17 protein-coding genes are annotated in these 14,006 nt (G+C 65.3%); 12 read left to right on the forward strand and 5 right to left on the reverse strand.

Annotation, left to right across the window (positions count from 1 at the left end; genetic code table 11):
- Positions 1 to 65: 65 nt before the first annotated feature.
- The 6 genes from oscA to IB274_RS17840 all read left to right on the forward strand — a co-directional run bounded on the left by oscA (position 66) and on the right by IB274_RS17840 (position 5,253).
- The gene (gene oscA, locus IB274_RS17815) at positions 66 to 248 is read left to right on the forward strand and encodes a sulfur starvation response protein OscA (protein WP_017520779.1); all 183 of its coding nucleotides are present in this window, start codon (positions 66 to 68) and stop codon (positions 246 to 248) included.
- A 158-nt stretch (positions 249 to 406) separates the two neighbouring features.
- Positions 407 to 1,405, forward strand: coding sequence for a sulfate ABC transporter substrate-binding protein (locus IB274_RS17820; RefSeq protein WP_192433305.1), 999 nt, complete (start codon positions 407 to 409; stop codon positions 1,403 to 1,405).
- Between the two features lie 267 nt (positions 1,406 to 1,672).
- Positions 1,673 to 2,491, forward strand: a complete 819-nt coding sequence (gene cysT / locus IB274_RS17825; protein ID WP_138213716.1) for a sulfate ABC transporter permease subunit CysT — start codon at positions 1,673 to 1,675, stop codon at positions 2,489 to 2,491.
- 10 nt (positions 2,492 to 2,501) lie between these two features.
- Positions 2,502 to 3,374: a sulfate ABC transporter permease subunit CysW gene (cysW, locus tag IB274_RS17830; RefSeq protein ID WP_192433307.1), complete on the forward strand. Its 873-nt coding sequence runs from the start codon at positions 2,502 to 2,504 to the stop codon at positions 3,372 to 3,374.
- Between the two features lie 14 nt (positions 3,375 to 3,388).
- Entirely contained in the window at positions 3,389 to 4,378 is a 990-nt protein-coding gene (locus IB274_RS17835; RefSeq protein WP_192433309.1) for a sulfate/molybdate ABC transporter ATP-binding protein, read from the forward strand.
- Between the two features lie 125 nt (positions 4,379 to 4,503).
- Entirely contained in the window at positions 4,504 to 5,253 is a 750-nt protein-coding gene (locus tag IB274_RS17840) for a sulfite exporter TauE/SafE family protein (protein WP_192433311.1), read from the forward strand.
- A 207-nt stretch (positions 5,254 to 5,460) separates the two neighbouring features.
- On the opposite strand, the gene IB274_RS17845 is transcribed toward IB274_RS17840, so the two are convergent.
- Positions 5,461 to 6,024 carry a TetR/AcrR family transcriptional regulator gene (locus IB274_RS17845; protein WP_192433313.1) on the reverse strand — a complete coding sequence of 188 codons (564 nt, stop codon included), beginning with the start codon at positions 6,022 to 6,024 and terminating at the stop codon, positions 5,461 to 5,463.
- Positions 6,025 to 6,127: 103 nt separating this feature from the next.
- Between IB274_RS17845 and IB274_RS17850 the strand changes: the two genes are divergently transcribed.
- Positions 6,128 to 6,856 carry an SDR family oxidoreductase gene (locus IB274_RS17850; RefSeq protein ID WP_192433315.1) on the forward strand — a complete coding sequence of 243 codons (729 nt, stop codon included), beginning with the start codon at positions 6,128 to 6,130 and terminating at the stop codon, positions 6,854 to 6,856.
- A 35-nt stretch (positions 6,857 to 6,891) separates the two neighbouring features.
- Positions 6,892 to 7,482 (forward strand): 2-hydroxychromene-2-carboxylate isomerase, encoded by a 591-nt coding sequence (locus IB274_RS17855; protein WP_192433317.1) that lies wholly within the window; start codon positions 6,892 to 6,894, stop codon positions 7,480 to 7,482.
- Between the two features lie 110 nt (positions 7,483 to 7,592).
- Here IB274_RS17855 and IB274_RS17860 read toward each other — a convergent pair whose 3' ends face one another.
- Positions 7,593 to 7,994, reverse strand: coding sequence for a hypothetical protein (locus tag IB274_RS17860; protein WP_192433318.1), 402 nt, complete (start codon positions 7,992 to 7,994; stop codon positions 7,593 to 7,595).
- A gap of 128 nt (positions 7,995 to 8,122) precedes the next feature.
- Between IB274_RS17860 and IB274_RS17865 the strand changes: the two genes are divergently transcribed.
- Entirely contained in the window at positions 8,123 to 8,926 is an 804-nt protein-coding gene (locus IB274_RS17865; protein ID WP_192433320.1) for a helix-turn-helix domain-containing protein, read from the forward strand.
- A gap of 6 nt (positions 8,927 to 8,932) precedes the next feature.
- On the opposite strand, the gene IB274_RS17870 is transcribed toward IB274_RS17865, so the two are convergent.
- Positions 8,933 to 9,457 (reverse strand): DUF962 domain-containing protein, encoded by a 525-nt coding sequence (locus IB274_RS17870; protein WP_192433322.1) that lies wholly within the window; start codon positions 9,455 to 9,457, stop codon positions 8,933 to 8,935.
- Positions 9,458 to 9,531: 74 nt separating this feature from the next.
- Between IB274_RS17870 and IB274_RS17875 the strand changes: the two genes are divergently transcribed.
- The 3 genes from IB274_RS17875 to IB274_RS17885 all read left to right on the forward strand — a co-directional run bounded on the left by IB274_RS17875 (position 9,532) and on the right by IB274_RS17885 (position 11,948).
- The gene (locus tag IB274_RS17875) at positions 9,532 to 10,221 is read left to right on the forward strand and encodes a Crp/Fnr family transcriptional regulator (protein WP_192433323.1); all 690 of its coding nucleotides are present in this window, start codon (positions 9,532 to 9,534) and stop codon (positions 10,219 to 10,221) included.
- A gap of 191 nt (positions 10,222 to 10,412) precedes the next feature.
- Complete coding sequence (locus IB274_RS17880) at positions 10,413 to 10,910, forward strand: outer membrane beta-barrel protein (protein ID WP_192433325.1); 498 nt, start codon at positions 10,413 to 10,415, stop codon at positions 10,908 to 10,910.
- A gap of 270 nt (positions 10,911 to 11,180) precedes the next feature.
- A complete protein-coding gene (locus IB274_RS17885) occupies positions 11,181 to 11,948 on the forward strand; it encodes a hypothetical protein (protein WP_192433327.1) in 768 nt (255 codons plus the stop codon).
- Between the two features lie 4 nt (positions 11,949 to 11,952).
- On the opposite strand, the gene ppk2 is transcribed toward IB274_RS17885, so the two are convergent.
- Together ppk2 and IB274_RS17895 are read right to left on the reverse strand one after the other, a co-directional pair.
- Complete coding sequence (gene ppk2 / locus IB274_RS17890) at positions 11,953 to 12,834, reverse strand: polyphosphate kinase 2 (protein ID WP_192433460.1); 882 nt, start codon at positions 12,832 to 12,834, stop codon at positions 11,953 to 11,955.
- A gap of 196 nt (positions 12,835 to 13,030) precedes the next feature.
- Positions 13,031 to 13,996: a magnesium transporter CorA family protein gene (locus IB274_RS17895; RefSeq protein WP_192433329.1), complete on the reverse strand. Its 966-nt coding sequence runs from the start codon at positions 13,994 to 13,996 to the stop codon at positions 13,031 to 13,033.
- Between the last annotated feature and the right edge of the window lie 10 nt (positions 13,997 to 14,006).

Raw genomic sequence — 14,006 nt, forward strand, 5'->3', positions numbered from 1 at the left:
GCGCTCACACCGCACGCGCCGTTGGTGAATCGGCCGGTGGTCAACCCTTCTAGGAGCAGATACCCATGAGCGCAACCCTCCGTAGCCTGGACGGCCAGGACGAAGCCAACATCCTGCGCGAAGTGCAGAGCGCCCTGCGTGGCCTGCGTTTCGGCGCCGTCGAGATCACCGTGCACAACGGCCAGGTCGTGCAGATCGAGCGCAAGGAAAAATTCCGCCTGCAACAGAGCCCCGGCAAACCTGCCTGAGCCCTGATCGAACCGACTGGACATCCGGAGCGTCGCCATGACCGAACTGCCCCACCGGTATTGCAGCTGCCAGCCACGAATGCGTGGCTGACAACGCCCCTCCCCCGAAAGACCCTGCCCAACAAACATAAAGAACTGCATTTTTTCAGGAGCTGCACATGTCCATCCGCCGTTTCGCCCTGGCCGCACTGGCCAGCGCATTGATTGCCGGCCCGGTTTCCGCCGCCACCCAACTGCTGAACGTTTCCTACGACCCGACCCGCGAGCTGTACCAGACCTACAACGCCGCCTTCATTAAGCACTGGAAGGCCCAGGGCGGCGACGACCTGACCGTGCAGCAATCCCACGGTGGCTCGGGCAAGCAGGCCCGCGCCGTGATCGACGGCCTGAAGGCCGACGTGGTGACCCTGGCCCTGGCCGGCGACATCGACGAGCTCAACAAGCTGGGCAAGCTGCTGCCCGCCGACTGGCAGGCCCGCCTGCCCGATAACAGCACCCCTTACACCTCGACCATCGTGTTCCTGGTGCGCAAGGGCAACCCGAAAGGCATCAAGGACTGGGGCGACCTGACCAAGCAGGGCGTGGAAGTCATCACCCCGAACCCGAAGACCTCCGGCGGCGCCCGCTGGAACTTCCTGGCCGCCTGGGCCTGGGCGAAGAAGCAGTACGGTAGCGAAGAGAAAGCCCAGGAATACGTGCAGAACCTGTACAAGCACGTGCCGGTTCTGGACACTGGCGCCCGCGGTTCGACCATCACCTTCGTCAACAACAACATCGGCGACGTGCTGCTGGCCTGGGAGAACGAAGCTTTCCTGGCCAAGAAGGAACAGGGCGGCGAGAACTTCGAGATCGTCGTTCCGTCCGTGTCCATCCTGGCTGAACCGCCGGTGGCCGTGGTCGACAAGACCGTCGACAAGAAAGGCACCCGCAAGGTCGCCGAGGAATACCTGAAGTACCTGTACAGCGAAGAAGGCCAGCGCATCGCCGCGCAGAACTTCTACCGCCCGCGTGATGCCAAGGTCGCTGCCGAGTTCGCCAACCAGTTCCCGAAACTCAACCTAGTGACCATCGACAAGGACTTCGGCGGCTGGAAAGTCGCGCAGCCCAAGTTCTTCAACGACGGCGGCATCTTCGACAAGATCTACCAGGCGCAGTAATGCGCCACCCGCCCGGCCTTGCGCCGGGCGGCCCGATCCGCGCAGGCCGGTGCACAGCCCGCGCGGAACGAAAACCCCCGTCCCATGGCGGGGGGCACAGAACCTGTTTACGATCTTGCGAGCTAGGGCAGGACAAGGCGAAAACAGGCGAGGAAGCGCAGTTTACGAGCTGTAAATGAGCAATCCGAGCCTGTTTTCAACGCAGTCATGCCGACGCGCAGCAGATCGTAATCAGGTTCTCAACGCGTTCACGAGAAAGGACAGCAAATGTCGCGACGCATCTCCCCGGTCATACCCGGCTTCGGGCTGACTCTGGGCTACACCCTGGTGTATCTCAGCCTGTTGGTGCTGATTCCGCTGGGGGCCATGTTCCTGAAGACGACCCAACTCTCCTGGGATCAGTTCTGGACCATCATCACCGCGCCGCGAGTCATCGCCGCGCTCAAGCTGAGCTTCGGCACCGCACTGATCGCCGCCCTGATCAACGGCGTGATCGGCACCCTGCTGGCCTGGGTACTGGTGCGCTACCGCTTCCCGGGGCGCAAGATCATCGATGCGATGATCGACCTGCCCTTCGCCCTCCCCACCGCCGTTGCCGGTATCGCGCTGACCGCGCTGTACGCGCCCAACGGCATGGTCGGTCGCTTCGCCACCGAGTTGGGCTTCAAGATCGCCTACACCCCGCTGGGCATCACCCTGGCGCTGACCTTCGTGGTCCTGCCGTTCGTGGTGCGCACGGTGCAACCGGTGCTGGCGGACATCCCGCGTGAGATCGAAGAAGCCGCCGCCTGCCTGGGCGCCAAGCCGCTGCAGGTATTCCGCCACGTGCTTCTACCGGCGCTGCTGCCGGCCTGGCTGACCGGATTCGCCCTGGCATTCGCCCGTGGCGTCGGCGAGTACGGCTCGGTGATCTTCATCGCCGGCAACATGCCGATGAAGACCGAGATCCTGCCGCTGCTGATCATGGTCAAGCTGGACCAGTACGACTACACCGGCGCCACCGCCATTGGCGTGCTGATGCTGGTCGTCGCCTTCGTCCTGCTGCTGCTGATCAACCTGCTGCAGCGCCGCATCGAAACGCCTTGAGGAGCGCGCCATGAGTACCGCAAGCCTTTCCGCCGCGGCCGCTGCCAACGCTGCTCGCCGGGGTAATATCTGGGGCCGTCGCGCCCTGATCGCACTGGCCTGGCTGGCCTTCGCCGTGTTCCTGCTGCTGCCGCTGTTCGTGGTGCTGAGCGAGGCGCTGAAGCAGGGCTTCGGCACCTTCTTCGACGCCATCATGGAGCCCGACGCGCTGGCCGCGCTGAAGCTGACGCTGATCGCCGTGGGCATCTCGGTGCCCCTGAACCTGGTGTTCGGCGTGGCCGCCGCCTGGTGCGTGACCAAGTTCGAGTTCCCCGGCAAGAGCATCCTGGTCACCCTGATCGACCTGCCGTTCTCGGTCTCGCCGGTGATCGCGGGCCTGATCTACGTGCTGCTGTTCGGCGCCCAGGGCTACTTCGGCGAGTGGCTGAGCGACCACGACATCCAGATCGTCTTCGCCGTGCCCGGCATCGTCCTGGCGACCATCTTCGTTACCTTCCCCTTCGTCGCCCGCGAACTGATCCCGCTGATGCAGGAACAGGGCACCCAGGAGGAAGAGGCCGCGCGCCTGCTCGGCGCCAACGGCTGGCAGATGTTCTGGCACGTGACCCTGCCGAACATCAAGTGGGGCCTGATCTACGGCGTGGTGCTGTGCACCGCGAGGGCCATGGGCGAGTTCGGCGCAGTGTCGGTGGTCTCCGGGCACATCCGCGGCGTCACCAACACCCTGCCGCTGCACGTCGAAATCCTCTACAACGAATACAACCACGTCGCCGCTTTCAGCGTAGCCACCCTGTTGCTGCTGATGGCCCTCGTCATCCTGCTGCTCAAGCAGTGGAGCGAGTCGCGCCTGTCCCGCACCAAAGTCAAAGCTGACGATGAATAAGTGAGAGCCACGCCATGAGCATCGAGATCCGTAACGTCAGCAAGAACTTCAACGCCTTCAAGGCGCTGAACGACATCAACCTCGACATCCACAGCGGCGAGCTGGTTGCCCTGCTCGGCCCGTCCGGCTGTGGCAAGACCACCCTGCTACGCATCATCGCCGGCCTGGAAACCCCGGATGCCGGCAACATCGTGTTCCACGGCGAGGACGTCTCGCAGCACGACGTGCGTGACCGAAACGTCGGCTTCGTGTTCCAGCACTACGCGCTGTTCCGCCATATGACCGTATTCGACAACGTCGCCTTCGGCCTGCGCATGAAGCCGAAGAAGGAGCGTCCGAGCGAAGCGCGCATCGCCGAAAAGGTCCACGAACTGCTCAACATGGTGCAGTTGGACTGGCTCTCCGACCGCTACCCCGAGCAGCTCTCCGGCGGCCAGCGCCAGCGTATCGCCCTGGCCCGCGCACTGGCGGTGGAACCGAAGATCCTGCTGCTCGACGAACCCTTCGGCGCCCTCGACGCCAAGGTTCGTAAAGAGCTGCGTCGCTGGCTCGCACGCCTGCACGAGGAGATCAACCTGACCTCCGTGTTCGTCACCCACGACCAGGAAGAAGCGATGGAAGTCGCCGACCGCATCGTGGTGATGAACAAGGGCGTGATCGAGCAGATCGGCTCGCCGGGCGAGGTCTACGAGAACCCGGCCAGCGACTTCGTCTACCACTTCCTCGGCGACTCCAACCGCCTGCACATCGGCGGTGACGAACACGTGCTGTTCCGCCCGCACGAAATCTCGCTGTCGCGCTCCGAAGTGGCCGAACACCGCGCCGCCGAAGTCCGCGACATCCGCCCGCTGGGCGCGATCACCCGCGTGACCCTCAAGGTCGACGGCCAGGACGAGCTGATCGAGGCCGAAGTGGTGAAGGACCACGACAGCCTGACCGGCCTCGCCCGTGGCGAGACGCTGTACTTCAAGCCGAAGGCATACCAACCGGTGGCGAATATCTGATGTATCCGTAGACCTGCAGGATGCGTCCCATGGACGCGCTCGCGGGCATGGCCCGCTCCTGCAGGTTCGCGTCGACCCTCGATCTTCCGTATCCTGCCCCGGTCCTTTTCACGCCAGGCCCGACCATGTTCGACGCCCTCCCCCAGCACCTCGAGCTGATCGTCCTCACCTTCCTCCTCGCCGGTCTGGTGAAGGGCGTGGTGGGGCTCGGCCTGCCCACGGTCGCCGTCGGGCTGCTCGGGCTGGTGATGCCGCCGATGCAGGCGGCCGCCATTCTCGTGGTGCCCTCTACCGTTACCAACATCTGGCAGCTCGCAGCAGGGCCACGCTTCCTCGGGCTGCTCAAGCGCCTATGGGGCATGCTCGTCGGCATCGTCATCGGCACCCTGGTGGTGGGCTGGCTGCTGGCTGGGCGCAACTGGCCGGCGGCGACGCCGTTGCTGGGCGTGGCGCTGATCCTCTATGCACTGCTGGGGCTGTCGAACAAGCGCTTCAGCGTGGCGCCGCGGCATGAGCGCTGGCTGTCGCCACTGATCGGCGTGATCACCGGTGGCATCACCGCGGTGACCGGCGTCTTCGTGATTCCCGCCGTGCCTTTCCTGCAGGCGCTCGGGTTGGAAAAGGACGATTTGGTGCAGGCGCTGGGACTGTCCTTCACCATCTCCACGCTGGCCCTGGCAATCACCCTCAGCCAGCATGGCTCGCTGCTGCAGGCGGATGTGCTCGGCCTGTCGCTGCTGGCGCTGTTGCCGGCACTGGCGGGCATGTACCTGGGCACCTGGCTGCGTTCGCGGATCAGCCCGCTGGCGTTTCGCCGCTGCTTCTTCGGCGGCTTGCTGCTGCTCGGCGCCGACCTCGCCATCCGCGGTCTCTGACCCGCGCCGCGGTGCTTTTCGTAGGAGCGAGGGGGACGCCTAGTTATTGCTCGCGAACCCGGCCTCCGCAGCGAAGGCTTGTTCGCGAGCAAGCTCGCTCCTACAGGTTCAGGTCCCGCTCAACTGTAGGGCGCATAACGCCTACGGCGTTATCCGCCATCCCGGCGGATAACCCGTGCCGGGTTATGCGCCCTACGGGATCGCACCTCACTTCTCATCGAGATGCCGCAGCAAAAACTCCCGGCTCGATTCGATGATCGTCGTCTGGGTCTTTTCGCTGGCAACCATCCGCGCCACCACCAGCGCGCCGACGCACTGTGCCAGTAGCGCCCAGGCATCCTCCGGCGAACCCAGCGCCTCGGCCCAGGCCTGCTGCAACTCCACCAGCGCATCCTCGGCGCTCTGCCGCACGGACTCATCGGCGCGGGCGATCTCCGCGCCCAGCGCCGGAATCGCGCAGCCGGCGCTGGCGTCCTGCACGTGGGCGACGCTCAGGTAGCGCTTCAGGCCGCGCTCCAGGCGCGCACGATCGAGCACCTTGCCCTTGGCCGCGAGGCGCTCGACGCTCTGCTGCAACTCCCGCTCGACGATAGCGGCGAACAGTTCGTCCTTCGACCTGAAGTGGTTGTAGAACGCCCCGCCCGACAAGCCCACCGCCTTCATCAGCGCGTCCACGCCGCTGGTGGCGAAGCCGCCCTGCTTGGCGAGCGCGCCGCTGCTGTCGAGCAGGCGCTGGCGGGTTTCTTCCTTGTGGGAGGCTGAGTAGCGCATCGGGGCGACTCCGGCGAAGCGGTTGACGTTGAAGTCGAGAGTAACATAACGTTCGTTTACCTAACGACCGTTTACCCACTTCGCGCAACCCCGAGGAACGAAAATGTCGAACAAGAAAGTCGTCCTGGTCATCGGCGCCGGCGACGCTACCGGCGGCGCCATCGCCCGCCGCTTCGCCCGTGAAGGCTACGTCGCCTGCGTCACCCGGCGCTCGGCGGACAAACTACAGCCGTTGGTGGAGCAGATCCGCGCCGAGGGCGGCGAGGCCCACGGTTTCGCCTCCGACGCGCGCAAGGAAGAGGCGGTGGTCGAATTGGTGGAAACCATCGAGCGCGACATCGGCCCCATCGAAGCCTTTGTCTTCAACATCGGCGCCAACGTGCCCTGCAGCATTCTCGAAGAGACCGCGCGCAAGTACTTCAAGATCTGGGAAATGGCCTGCTTCTCCGGCTTCCTCACCGGTCGTGAAGTAGCCAAGCGCATGGTCAAGCGCCAGCGCGGCACGATCCTCTTCACCGGCGCCACCGCCGGCCTGCGCGGCGCCTCGGGCTTCGCCGCCTTTGCCGGGGCCAAGCACGGCATCCGCGCACTGGCCCAGAGCATGGCCCGCGAGTTGGGGCCGATGGGCCTGCACGTCGCCCACGTGGTGGTGGATGGCGCCATCGACACCGAATTCATCCGCGAAACCTTCCCCGAGCGCTACGCGCTGAAGGACCAGGACGGCATCCTCGACCCCGAGCACATCGCCGACAGCTACTGGTACCTGCACAGCCAACCGCGCGACGCCTGGACCTTCGAACTCGACTTGCGCCCGTGGATCGAGCGCTGGTGATCCACCCATAACGACAACAAGAAAGAGAGCCACTCATGAGCAAGAGCGTCGAGTTCTACTTCGATTTCGGCAGCCCGACTTCCTACCTGGCCTACACCCAGCTACCAGGCATCTGCGCCGAGGCCGGCGCCGAACTGGTCTATCGCCCCGTGCTGCTGGGCGGGGTGTTCCAGGCCACCGGCAATGCCTCGCCCATCGCCATCCCGGCCAAGGGCCGCTACACGATGATCGACATGCTGCGTTTCGCCCGTCGCTACGGCGTGCCGTTGAAGATGAACCCGTACTTCCCGATCAACACCCTCACCCTGATGCGCGCCGCCACCGGCGTGCAGTTGCGCCAGCCGGAGCGCTTCGAGGCGCTGCTGGCCTGCGTGTTCAAGGGCATGTGGGTGGACGCGCTGAACCTGGGCGACCCGTCGGTACTCGGCCCGTTGCTGGCCGAGGCGGGTTTCGAACCGCAGGTGCTGCTGGCGCTGACTGCTGAGCAGGAAGTGAAGGACGCGCTGAAGGCCAACACCGAGGCGGCAATCAAACGCGGGATGTTCGGCGCACCGACCATGTTCGTCGCTGACGAAATGTTCTTCGGCCAGGATCGCCTCGATTTCGTTCGCGAAGCCCTGGCATAAGGCGTTCCGTATCCCGCAGCACCGTAGGGCGCATAACCTGGAACAGGTTATCCGCCGGATTCAGTCCAGCGGATAACGCTGGCGCGTTATGCGCCCTACGGGTGGTGCAGTCACAGGGCCAGAACAGCCGACCGGCGCAGTCCGAAGAACTCCAGCTCCGCCAGCAGCAGCACCACCAGCGCCTGACCGATGACGAAGGCATAGCCCAGGGCAGTCGGCTGCACGTAGCCAGTCACCAGCAGGGCGACACTCTCCACCACCCACAGCGCGTTCAGGGCGATGACCGCCCAGACGCCGGTGCGTGACAGCAGCGTCTGGTTGCTCATCCAGTAGAGCACCAGCGCCAACGGCAGGAGCACGATGCCGGCTACCAGCAACAGGACGAACGGCAGGCCCAGCAGCGTGCCCAGCGGTTGTGCGGCGAGGGCCATCAGCAGGCCCATGGCGCCACCGGCGATGGCATCGACTTTCAGGGTCAGGCGAAGCAGCGGGGAGGGTTGCAGCAGAGTCATGGCGAAGCTCCTTCAGAGGTCACCGCCGGTTGGCGGCGTGTGGCTGAAGAATCCGCCCGGGACGTAGGCGCGTCGATTACCTGCCAGGTAATGGCCGTTACCGGGCGACAGGTCTATCGTTCGATGCCATGAACAGATCAGCCCACGAAAACCCTGCCCAACCGGTCGGCGCCCTCCTCCGCCAATGGCGCCAGCGCCGCCGGCTCAGCCAGCTCGACCTCGCCTGCGACGCGGAGATTTCCACGCGCCACCTGAGCTTCGTCGAAACCGGCCGCGCCCTCCCCAGCCGCGAGATGCTGCTGCATCTGGCCGAACAGCTGGACATTCCCCTGCGCGAACGCAACCGCCTGCTCAGTGCCGCCGGCTACGCCCCGGTGTATTCGGAGAAGGGCCTGGACGACCCAGCACTGACCGTGGCCCGGCAGGCCATCGACCAGCTGCTCAAGGCCCATGAGCCGAACCCGGCAATGGTCGTGGACCGCCACTGGAACCTGCTGGCGTCCAACCGCACGGTGGACATCTTCCTGATCGGCGTCGACCCGGAGCTGCTGCAGCCGCCGATCAACGTGCTGCGCATGAGCCTGCACCCCAAGGGCCTGGCGCCGCGCATTCTCAATCTCGGGCCGTGGAAGGCGCATGTGGTGGAGCGCCTGCAGCGCGACTTCGAGGCCAGCGGCGACCCCGCGCTAGCGGCGCTGCGCGATGAGGTGGCGGCCTACCCGGCGCCGCCATACGACGAAGCGGCCAGCGGCGACATGGTGCTGATCCCGGTGCAACTGCAGACGGAGCTGGGCGTGTGCAGCTTGATCGGCACCATCACGGTGTTCGGTACACCGGTAGACGTGACGCTGTCGGAGCTGGCCCTGGAAACCTTCTTCCCGGCCGACCCCGACAGCGCACGAATCCTGCGTCAGCTCAGCGGTACGGACTGAAGCGAATCAGGCAGTCGCGTTCTTCTCGCGGATACAGGTGGGGCCGGCGCGCTCTTCCACGGCGCGGCGCACTTCATCGCGCAGGCCGAGCAGGAAGGCCGCTTCGGCAGCGACGAACAGCGGGCCGACGATCAGCCCGGTAAGGTCATCGACGAACGCCGGCTTGCGTCCTTCGTACCAGTGGCCAACGAACTGGATGATCCAGCCCACCACGAACAGGCCGATGCCCCAGGTGAGCCAGTAGGTGGTGCTCCCGGCGGCAAAGCCGGCGCCCAGCCATAGCGACAGCGCCAGCAGCACGGTCATCAGCAGGCCGAAGCGCAGGTCCAGGCGCAGATAGAAGACCACCGACGCCAGTGCCAGCAACGTAGCGGGCGAGACCAGCAGACCGGCCAGCTCAAAGCCGGGACGCGACAGCAGGGTAGCGATAGCCAGCACGATCATCGGAATCCCGATGAAATGGCTGACGATGTTCCGCCGGTCACGGTGGTAGGCGGCATATTGGGCAAGGTGATCGACCAGAGTTTTCATTGTTGTTCTCCCGCAAGGTACTGGCATGATGGCGATCTGTGCCTTGCCACTCTGTCAGCTAGCCGACATTGCCCATGACCGACGCCAAGCCCTACCTCGCCTGCCTGCAAGATGGCCGCTGGTTCCAGACCCTCCCCGAGGGCCTGCGCCAGGCGCTGTGCGATGCCGCCGTAGTGCGCCGCCTGCCCGCCGGCCAGCGCCTGTTCGCCCGTGGCGATGCGCCATGCGGCCTGTATTGCGTAGTGGAGGGCGCGATGCGCGTCAGCGTGGTCGGCGAAACCGGCAAGGAAGCGCTGCTGGCGCTGGTGGAAGCGCCCAACTGGTTCGGCGAAATCTGCCTGTTCGACGGCCAGCCGCGCACCCACGACGCCTACGCCGAGGGCGCCACGGTGCTGCTGCAGGTACCGCTGGCACCGTTGCAGGCACTGCTGGCGCAGCACCCGGAATACTGGCGCGACTTCGCCCTGCTGATGAGCCACAAGCTGCGCATCACGTTCGCCGTGCTGGAGGAGCTGTCGCTGCTGCCGGCCGCCCCGCGCCTGGCCCGGCGCCTGCTGATGATCGCCGAGGGCTACGGCGAATCGGCCACCGCTAAGCGCGAGCTGCACCTGCCCCAGGAGCAACTGGCCGCCATGCTCTCGCTGTCGCGGCAGACCACCAACCAGATCCTCAAGGAGTTGGAAGCCCAGGGCATCGTGCGCCTGAGCTACGGTGGCATCGAGATACTGGATCGCGAACGCCTACGCCTGGCTGCCCACGCCTGATCCTGCCCCGCCGCCTCTAGAACAAAAGCCAGGCGAGTCTCGACAGGCTTCGATGGTCGCGCACGCTACCGCCCCGCTCTAATGCCCTCGCCGCTGCGCCGACGCCGAAAAGCCCGCGCCAGGGCGGCAACCCAACCCCTCCGCAACACAGCAAGGCGGCCGGTGCTCGATGCCGGCCGCAAGGGAATCCTATGCGCCTTTCGAAACTCCTCTGCGCCCTCGCCCTGACCGCTCCGGCCTTGGCCATGGCCGACGACAGCGGTCTCTACGTCGGGGGCGGCGTCACCCGCCTCGAGATCGACGACCGCTCCTTCGACGACCAGGACGACAGCTACAAGCTGTACGCCGGCTACCGCCTGAACAACTACCTGTCCCTGGAGGGCGCGGTGGTCGACTTCGGCGACATGAGCGACAGCAAGAAGCACTTCGACGGCGAATCGCTGCAGGCCAATGTGCACCTGGGCTTCCCCATCGGCCAGCGCATCCGCCTGTACGGAATTGCAGGCGTGCACGCCTGGCATGCCGATGACGATGTCGCCGGCAAGTCCGACGACGTGGACGCGCTCTACGGCTTCGGCGGCGAAATGGACGTGCTCGGCGGCCTGGGCGTGCGCCTGGAACAGGAATACCTGGACGTCGGCGACATCGACCTCGATCAGACCACGCTTTCCGCCTACTGGCGCTTCTGAAGCCAGCCGGCCACTCAAGCCCGGCGGAAGGCCCGGCTCTCTCCCCAGGGCAGTCCTCCTTCCCGACCTTCCGCCGGCACTTTCACTCGTACAGAGCGTCACCCGCGCAGAGCGTCATCCGTACAGGACATCGCCTGCACAAATCACTCTTTCGGTCGGTTGCAGGGACCTCGTTCGCGACTAGCCTAGAGATAGCTGCGTTTCTGGCGCCAAAAAGACACATATCCGGCGAATCGCGCGGCTCACAATAACAATAAGGACGCCTCCGCCATGCTCCGGAATCTCGATGTCGTTCGTGGGTTCATGCTGTGCTGTTTCGGACTCTTCGCCCTCGCCGCCCAGGCCAATCTCCCCAGCGAGGAACTGCAGTTGCAGACCCTGCAGGTGTACACCTGCCGCTCGATCAACAGCCTGTTGCTGCTGCGCGGCGAAGGCTTCCAGGAAACCCATGCCGCCCAGTTGGAAAAGGACCTGGCTACGCTGGACAACGCCATCAAGGGCTTTCCCAAGGCCGATGACGCGCTGAAGAAGGCGCACGATGCCTTCGTTACCCAGATTCGCAACGGCGTTTCCTACGGCCCCAAGGAAGAAGACCTGCCCTGGCGCTACAACCAGGACCTGAGCCGCTCCCTGCGCGACCTGCTCAACCAGATCGAGCGTTACATCCCCGCCAGCGCCGACGCCAGCCAGATCCCGCTGTGGGAGTTGCCCGTGCGCGTGGAATACCTCGCCACCCAGTACCTGGGCCGTACTTACATGAGCGGCTTGGAGCTGGCCCGCGAGCAGCCGCAGGAATACCTCGGCCAGGACGAGAGCGTATTGGTGCCGCTGCTATCCCAACGCATCAGCCAATTGCCCGACAACGATGCGACCAAGAAGCTGCGCACCCGCTGGGAGTACCTGAGCAAGGCGCTGCTGGACATGAACAGCAAGAGCAACGCGCTGGTCAGCGCATCGGGTCGGCCCTGGGCGCCGATCATCGTCGATCGCAACGCCCGCGCCGTCTCCGGCCAGCTCATGCTGATCAGCCAGCAGTAGTGCCTCAGGCCGGGATGGGCTCTGCTTCCGGCACCTGTACCGCCCCCATTGCTTGCGCCGGGCGCTCCAGCTCGTCGCGGTCCATCAGCGCGGCGCGCCCCGTCAGCAGCGCATCCGGCGCGCGGGCGATCTTCGGGTTCTTGTCCGGGTAATCCAGGCTGTGCAGGAAGTGCCGCAGGCAGTTGAGCCGCGCGCGCTTCTTGTCGTCGGACTTGACCACCACCCAGGGCGCATCGGCGGTGTCGGTGTGGAAGAACATCGCTTCCTTGGCCTGGGTGTAGTCGTCCCAGCGGTCCAGCGACTGGATGTCGATGGGCGACAGCTTCCAATGCTTGAGCGGGTCGTCGCGGCGCGAGACGAAGCGGCGCAGCTGCTCCTCGCGGCTCACCGAGAACCAGAACTTGAACAGGTGGATGCCATTGCGCACCAGCATGCGCTCCAGCTCCGGCGTCTGCTGCATGAACTCCAGGTACTGGCGCGGCGAGCAGAAGCCCATCACCCGCTCGACCCCAGCGCGGTTGTACCAGGAGCGGTCGAAGAAGACGATTTCACCAGCCGTGGGCAAGTGCTGGATGTAGCGCTGGAAGTACCACTGGCCGCGCTCGGCGTCGCTGGGTTTCTCCAGCGCCACCACGCGGGCACCGCGCGGGTTGAGGTGCTCGGTGAAGCGCTTGATGGTGCCGCCCTTGCCGGCGGCGTCGCGGCCCTCGAAGAGCAGGACGATGCGCTGGCCGGTCTCTTTCACCCAGTTCTGCACCTTCAGCAGCTCGATCTGCAGTTCGGCCTTGGCCTTCTCGTATTCCCTGCGCTGCAGGCGCTTGCGGTAGGGATAGCTGGCGGGCAACTGGGCGGAGCCGGAGTCCTCGTTGCTGCCGCGCGGGGCCATGGCAACGGTCAGCGCGACCGGGCCGCGGCTCTGCGCCTGGATCTGCGCGCCGCCCTCGGTGGTGGCTTCGGGCAGTGCGGCGATGGCGGGTTTGTTCGCTTCGGGTTGCGGCATGGTCTCCTCCTGTGAGACGTGGGGACGGCCCTCCACTGTGCTACCCGTGCCGCTAGCCTTTCTTGACCCGCATCAACCCCGTCTAGAGCCAGCCTTTGTACTTGAACCAGTAGTAGGGAATGATCGCCGAGATCACCATCGCCACCAGTGCCATCGGGTAGCCGGCCAACCACTGCAGTTCCGGCATGTGCGCGAAGTTCATGCCGTACACCGTGCCCACCAGGGTCGGCGGCAGGAACAGCACGGCAGCGATGGAGAACACCTTGATGATGCTGTTCTGCTCGATGTTGATCAGGCCCAGGGTGGCGTCCAGCAGGAAGGTAATTTCCCCGGCCATCTTCGTCTGGTACTCGCTGAGCGAGCGTACGTCGCGCTCCACGGACTTCATGCCCAGCTTCACCTCGTCGCTGATCCAGCCGTTGCTGCCCTGGCGGAAGTAGGACAGCGGCCGGCTGATGCTCAAAAGGCTCTCGTTGAGCTTGGACAGCAGCGAGTTACCCCGCCCCAACTGCTTGACCACTTCCTGCAGGTCGGCCTTCTCGCTGGCTGGGCCCTCGCGGAAGATGCTGGTGCCGAGGCTGTCGAGCTGCTTCTGCACGTTCTCCAGCACGTCGGCGATACGGTCCACCACGCTGTCCATCAGGGTCACGAATAGCTGGTCGCTGCGCCCCTCGCAGCCGCCTCGCTGGGTCCGCGACTCGAAGGTACGGAAGGCCAGCAGGTCGGCGTAGCGCACCGTCACCAGCCAGTGAGGGGTCAGCACGCAGGTGACTTCCGAGCTGCTTGGTTTGTGCTCGCGGATGCCGCCGACCACCGTGGTGGTCATATACAACGCGCCATTGCTCTCGTAGAAGCGAGAGGAGTCCTCGATCTCGGCCATTTCTTCCTGGGTCGGTACATCCACCTCGATGATCGACTCCAGCAGCTGCTCCTCCTCCGCCGTGGGCCGGAACAGGTCGATCCACAACGTGTCCTTGGGCATGCCGTGGCACTCGTTGCCGTTGTGGCGCACCAGGCGGTCGCCGACGAGGGTGTAATAGGTGATCATGTCGCCCGAC

This window comes from Pseudomonas sp. PDM18, from assembly GCF_014852585.1.
Lineage (GTDB): Bacteria > Pseudomonadota > Gammaproteobacteria > Pseudomonadales > Pseudomonadaceae > Pseudomonas.

Excerpts from the sequence above, each read along its gene's own strand:
- IB274_RS17820 (WP_192433305.1), top strand. The coding sequence starts at position 407 with ATGTCCATCCGCCGTTTCGCCCTGGCCGCACTGGCCAGCGCATTGATT.
- IB274_RS17860 (WP_192433318.1), bottom strand. The coding sequence starts at position 7,994 with ATGACTCTGCTGCAACCCTCCCCGCTGCTTCGCCTGACCCTGAAAGTC.
- IB274_RS17895 (WP_192433329.1), bottom strand. The coding sequence starts at position 13,996 with ATGATCACCTATTACACCCTCGTCGGCGACCGCCTGGTGCGCCACAAC.
- ppk2 (WP_192433460.1), bottom strand. The coding sequence starts at position 12,834 with ATGGCCCCGCGCGGCAGCAACGAGGACTCCGGCTCCGCCCAGTTGCCC.
- cysW (WP_192433307.1), top strand. The coding sequence starts at position 2,502 with ATGAGTACCGCAAGCCTTTCCGCCGCGGCCGCTGCCAACGCTGCTCGC.
- IB274_RS17875 (WP_192433323.1), top strand. The coding sequence starts at position 9,532 with ATGACCGACGCCAAGCCCTACCTCGCCTGCCTGCAAGATGGCCGCTGG.
- oscA (WP_017520779.1), top strand. The coding sequence starts at position 66 with ATGAGCGCAACCCTCCGTAGCCTGGACGGCCAGGACGAAGCCAACATC.
- IB274_RS17880 (WP_192433325.1), top strand. The coding sequence starts at position 10,413 with ATGCGCCTTTCGAAACTCCTCTGCGCCCTCGCCCTGACCGCTCCGGCC.
- cysT (WP_138213716.1), top strand. The coding sequence starts at position 1,673 with ATGTCGCGACGCATCTCCCCGGTCATACCCGGCTTCGGGCTGACTCTG.
- IB274_RS17835 (WP_192433309.1), top strand. The coding sequence starts at position 3,389 with ATGAGCATCGAGATCCGTAACGTCAGCAAGAACTTCAACGCCTTCAAG.
- IB274_RS17870 (WP_192433322.1), bottom strand. The coding sequence starts at position 9,457 with ATGAAAACTCTGGTCGATCACCTTGCCCAATATGCCGCCTACCACCGT.
- IB274_RS17850 (WP_192433315.1), top strand. The coding sequence starts at position 6,128 with ATGTCGAACAAGAAAGTCGTCCTGGTCATCGGCGCCGGCGACGCTACC.
- IB274_RS17865 (WP_192433320.1), top strand. The coding sequence starts at position 8,123 with ATGAACAGATCAGCCCACGAAAACCCTGCCCAACCGGTCGGCGCCCTC.
- IB274_RS17885 (WP_192433327.1), top strand. The coding sequence starts at position 11,181 with ATGCTCCGGAATCTCGATGTCGTTCGTGGGTTCATGCTGTGCTGTTTC.
- IB274_RS17840 (WP_192433311.1), top strand. The coding sequence starts at position 4,504 with ATGTTCGACGCCCTCCCCCAGCACCTCGAGCTGATCGTCCTCACCTTC.
- IB274_RS17845 (WP_192433313.1), bottom strand. The coding sequence starts at position 6,024 with ATGCGCTACTCAGCCTCCCACAAGGAAGAAACCCGCCAGCGCCTGCTC.
- IB274_RS17855 (WP_192433317.1), top strand. The coding sequence starts at position 6,892 with ATGAGCAAGAGCGTCGAGTTCTACTTCGATTTCGGCAGCCCGACTTCC.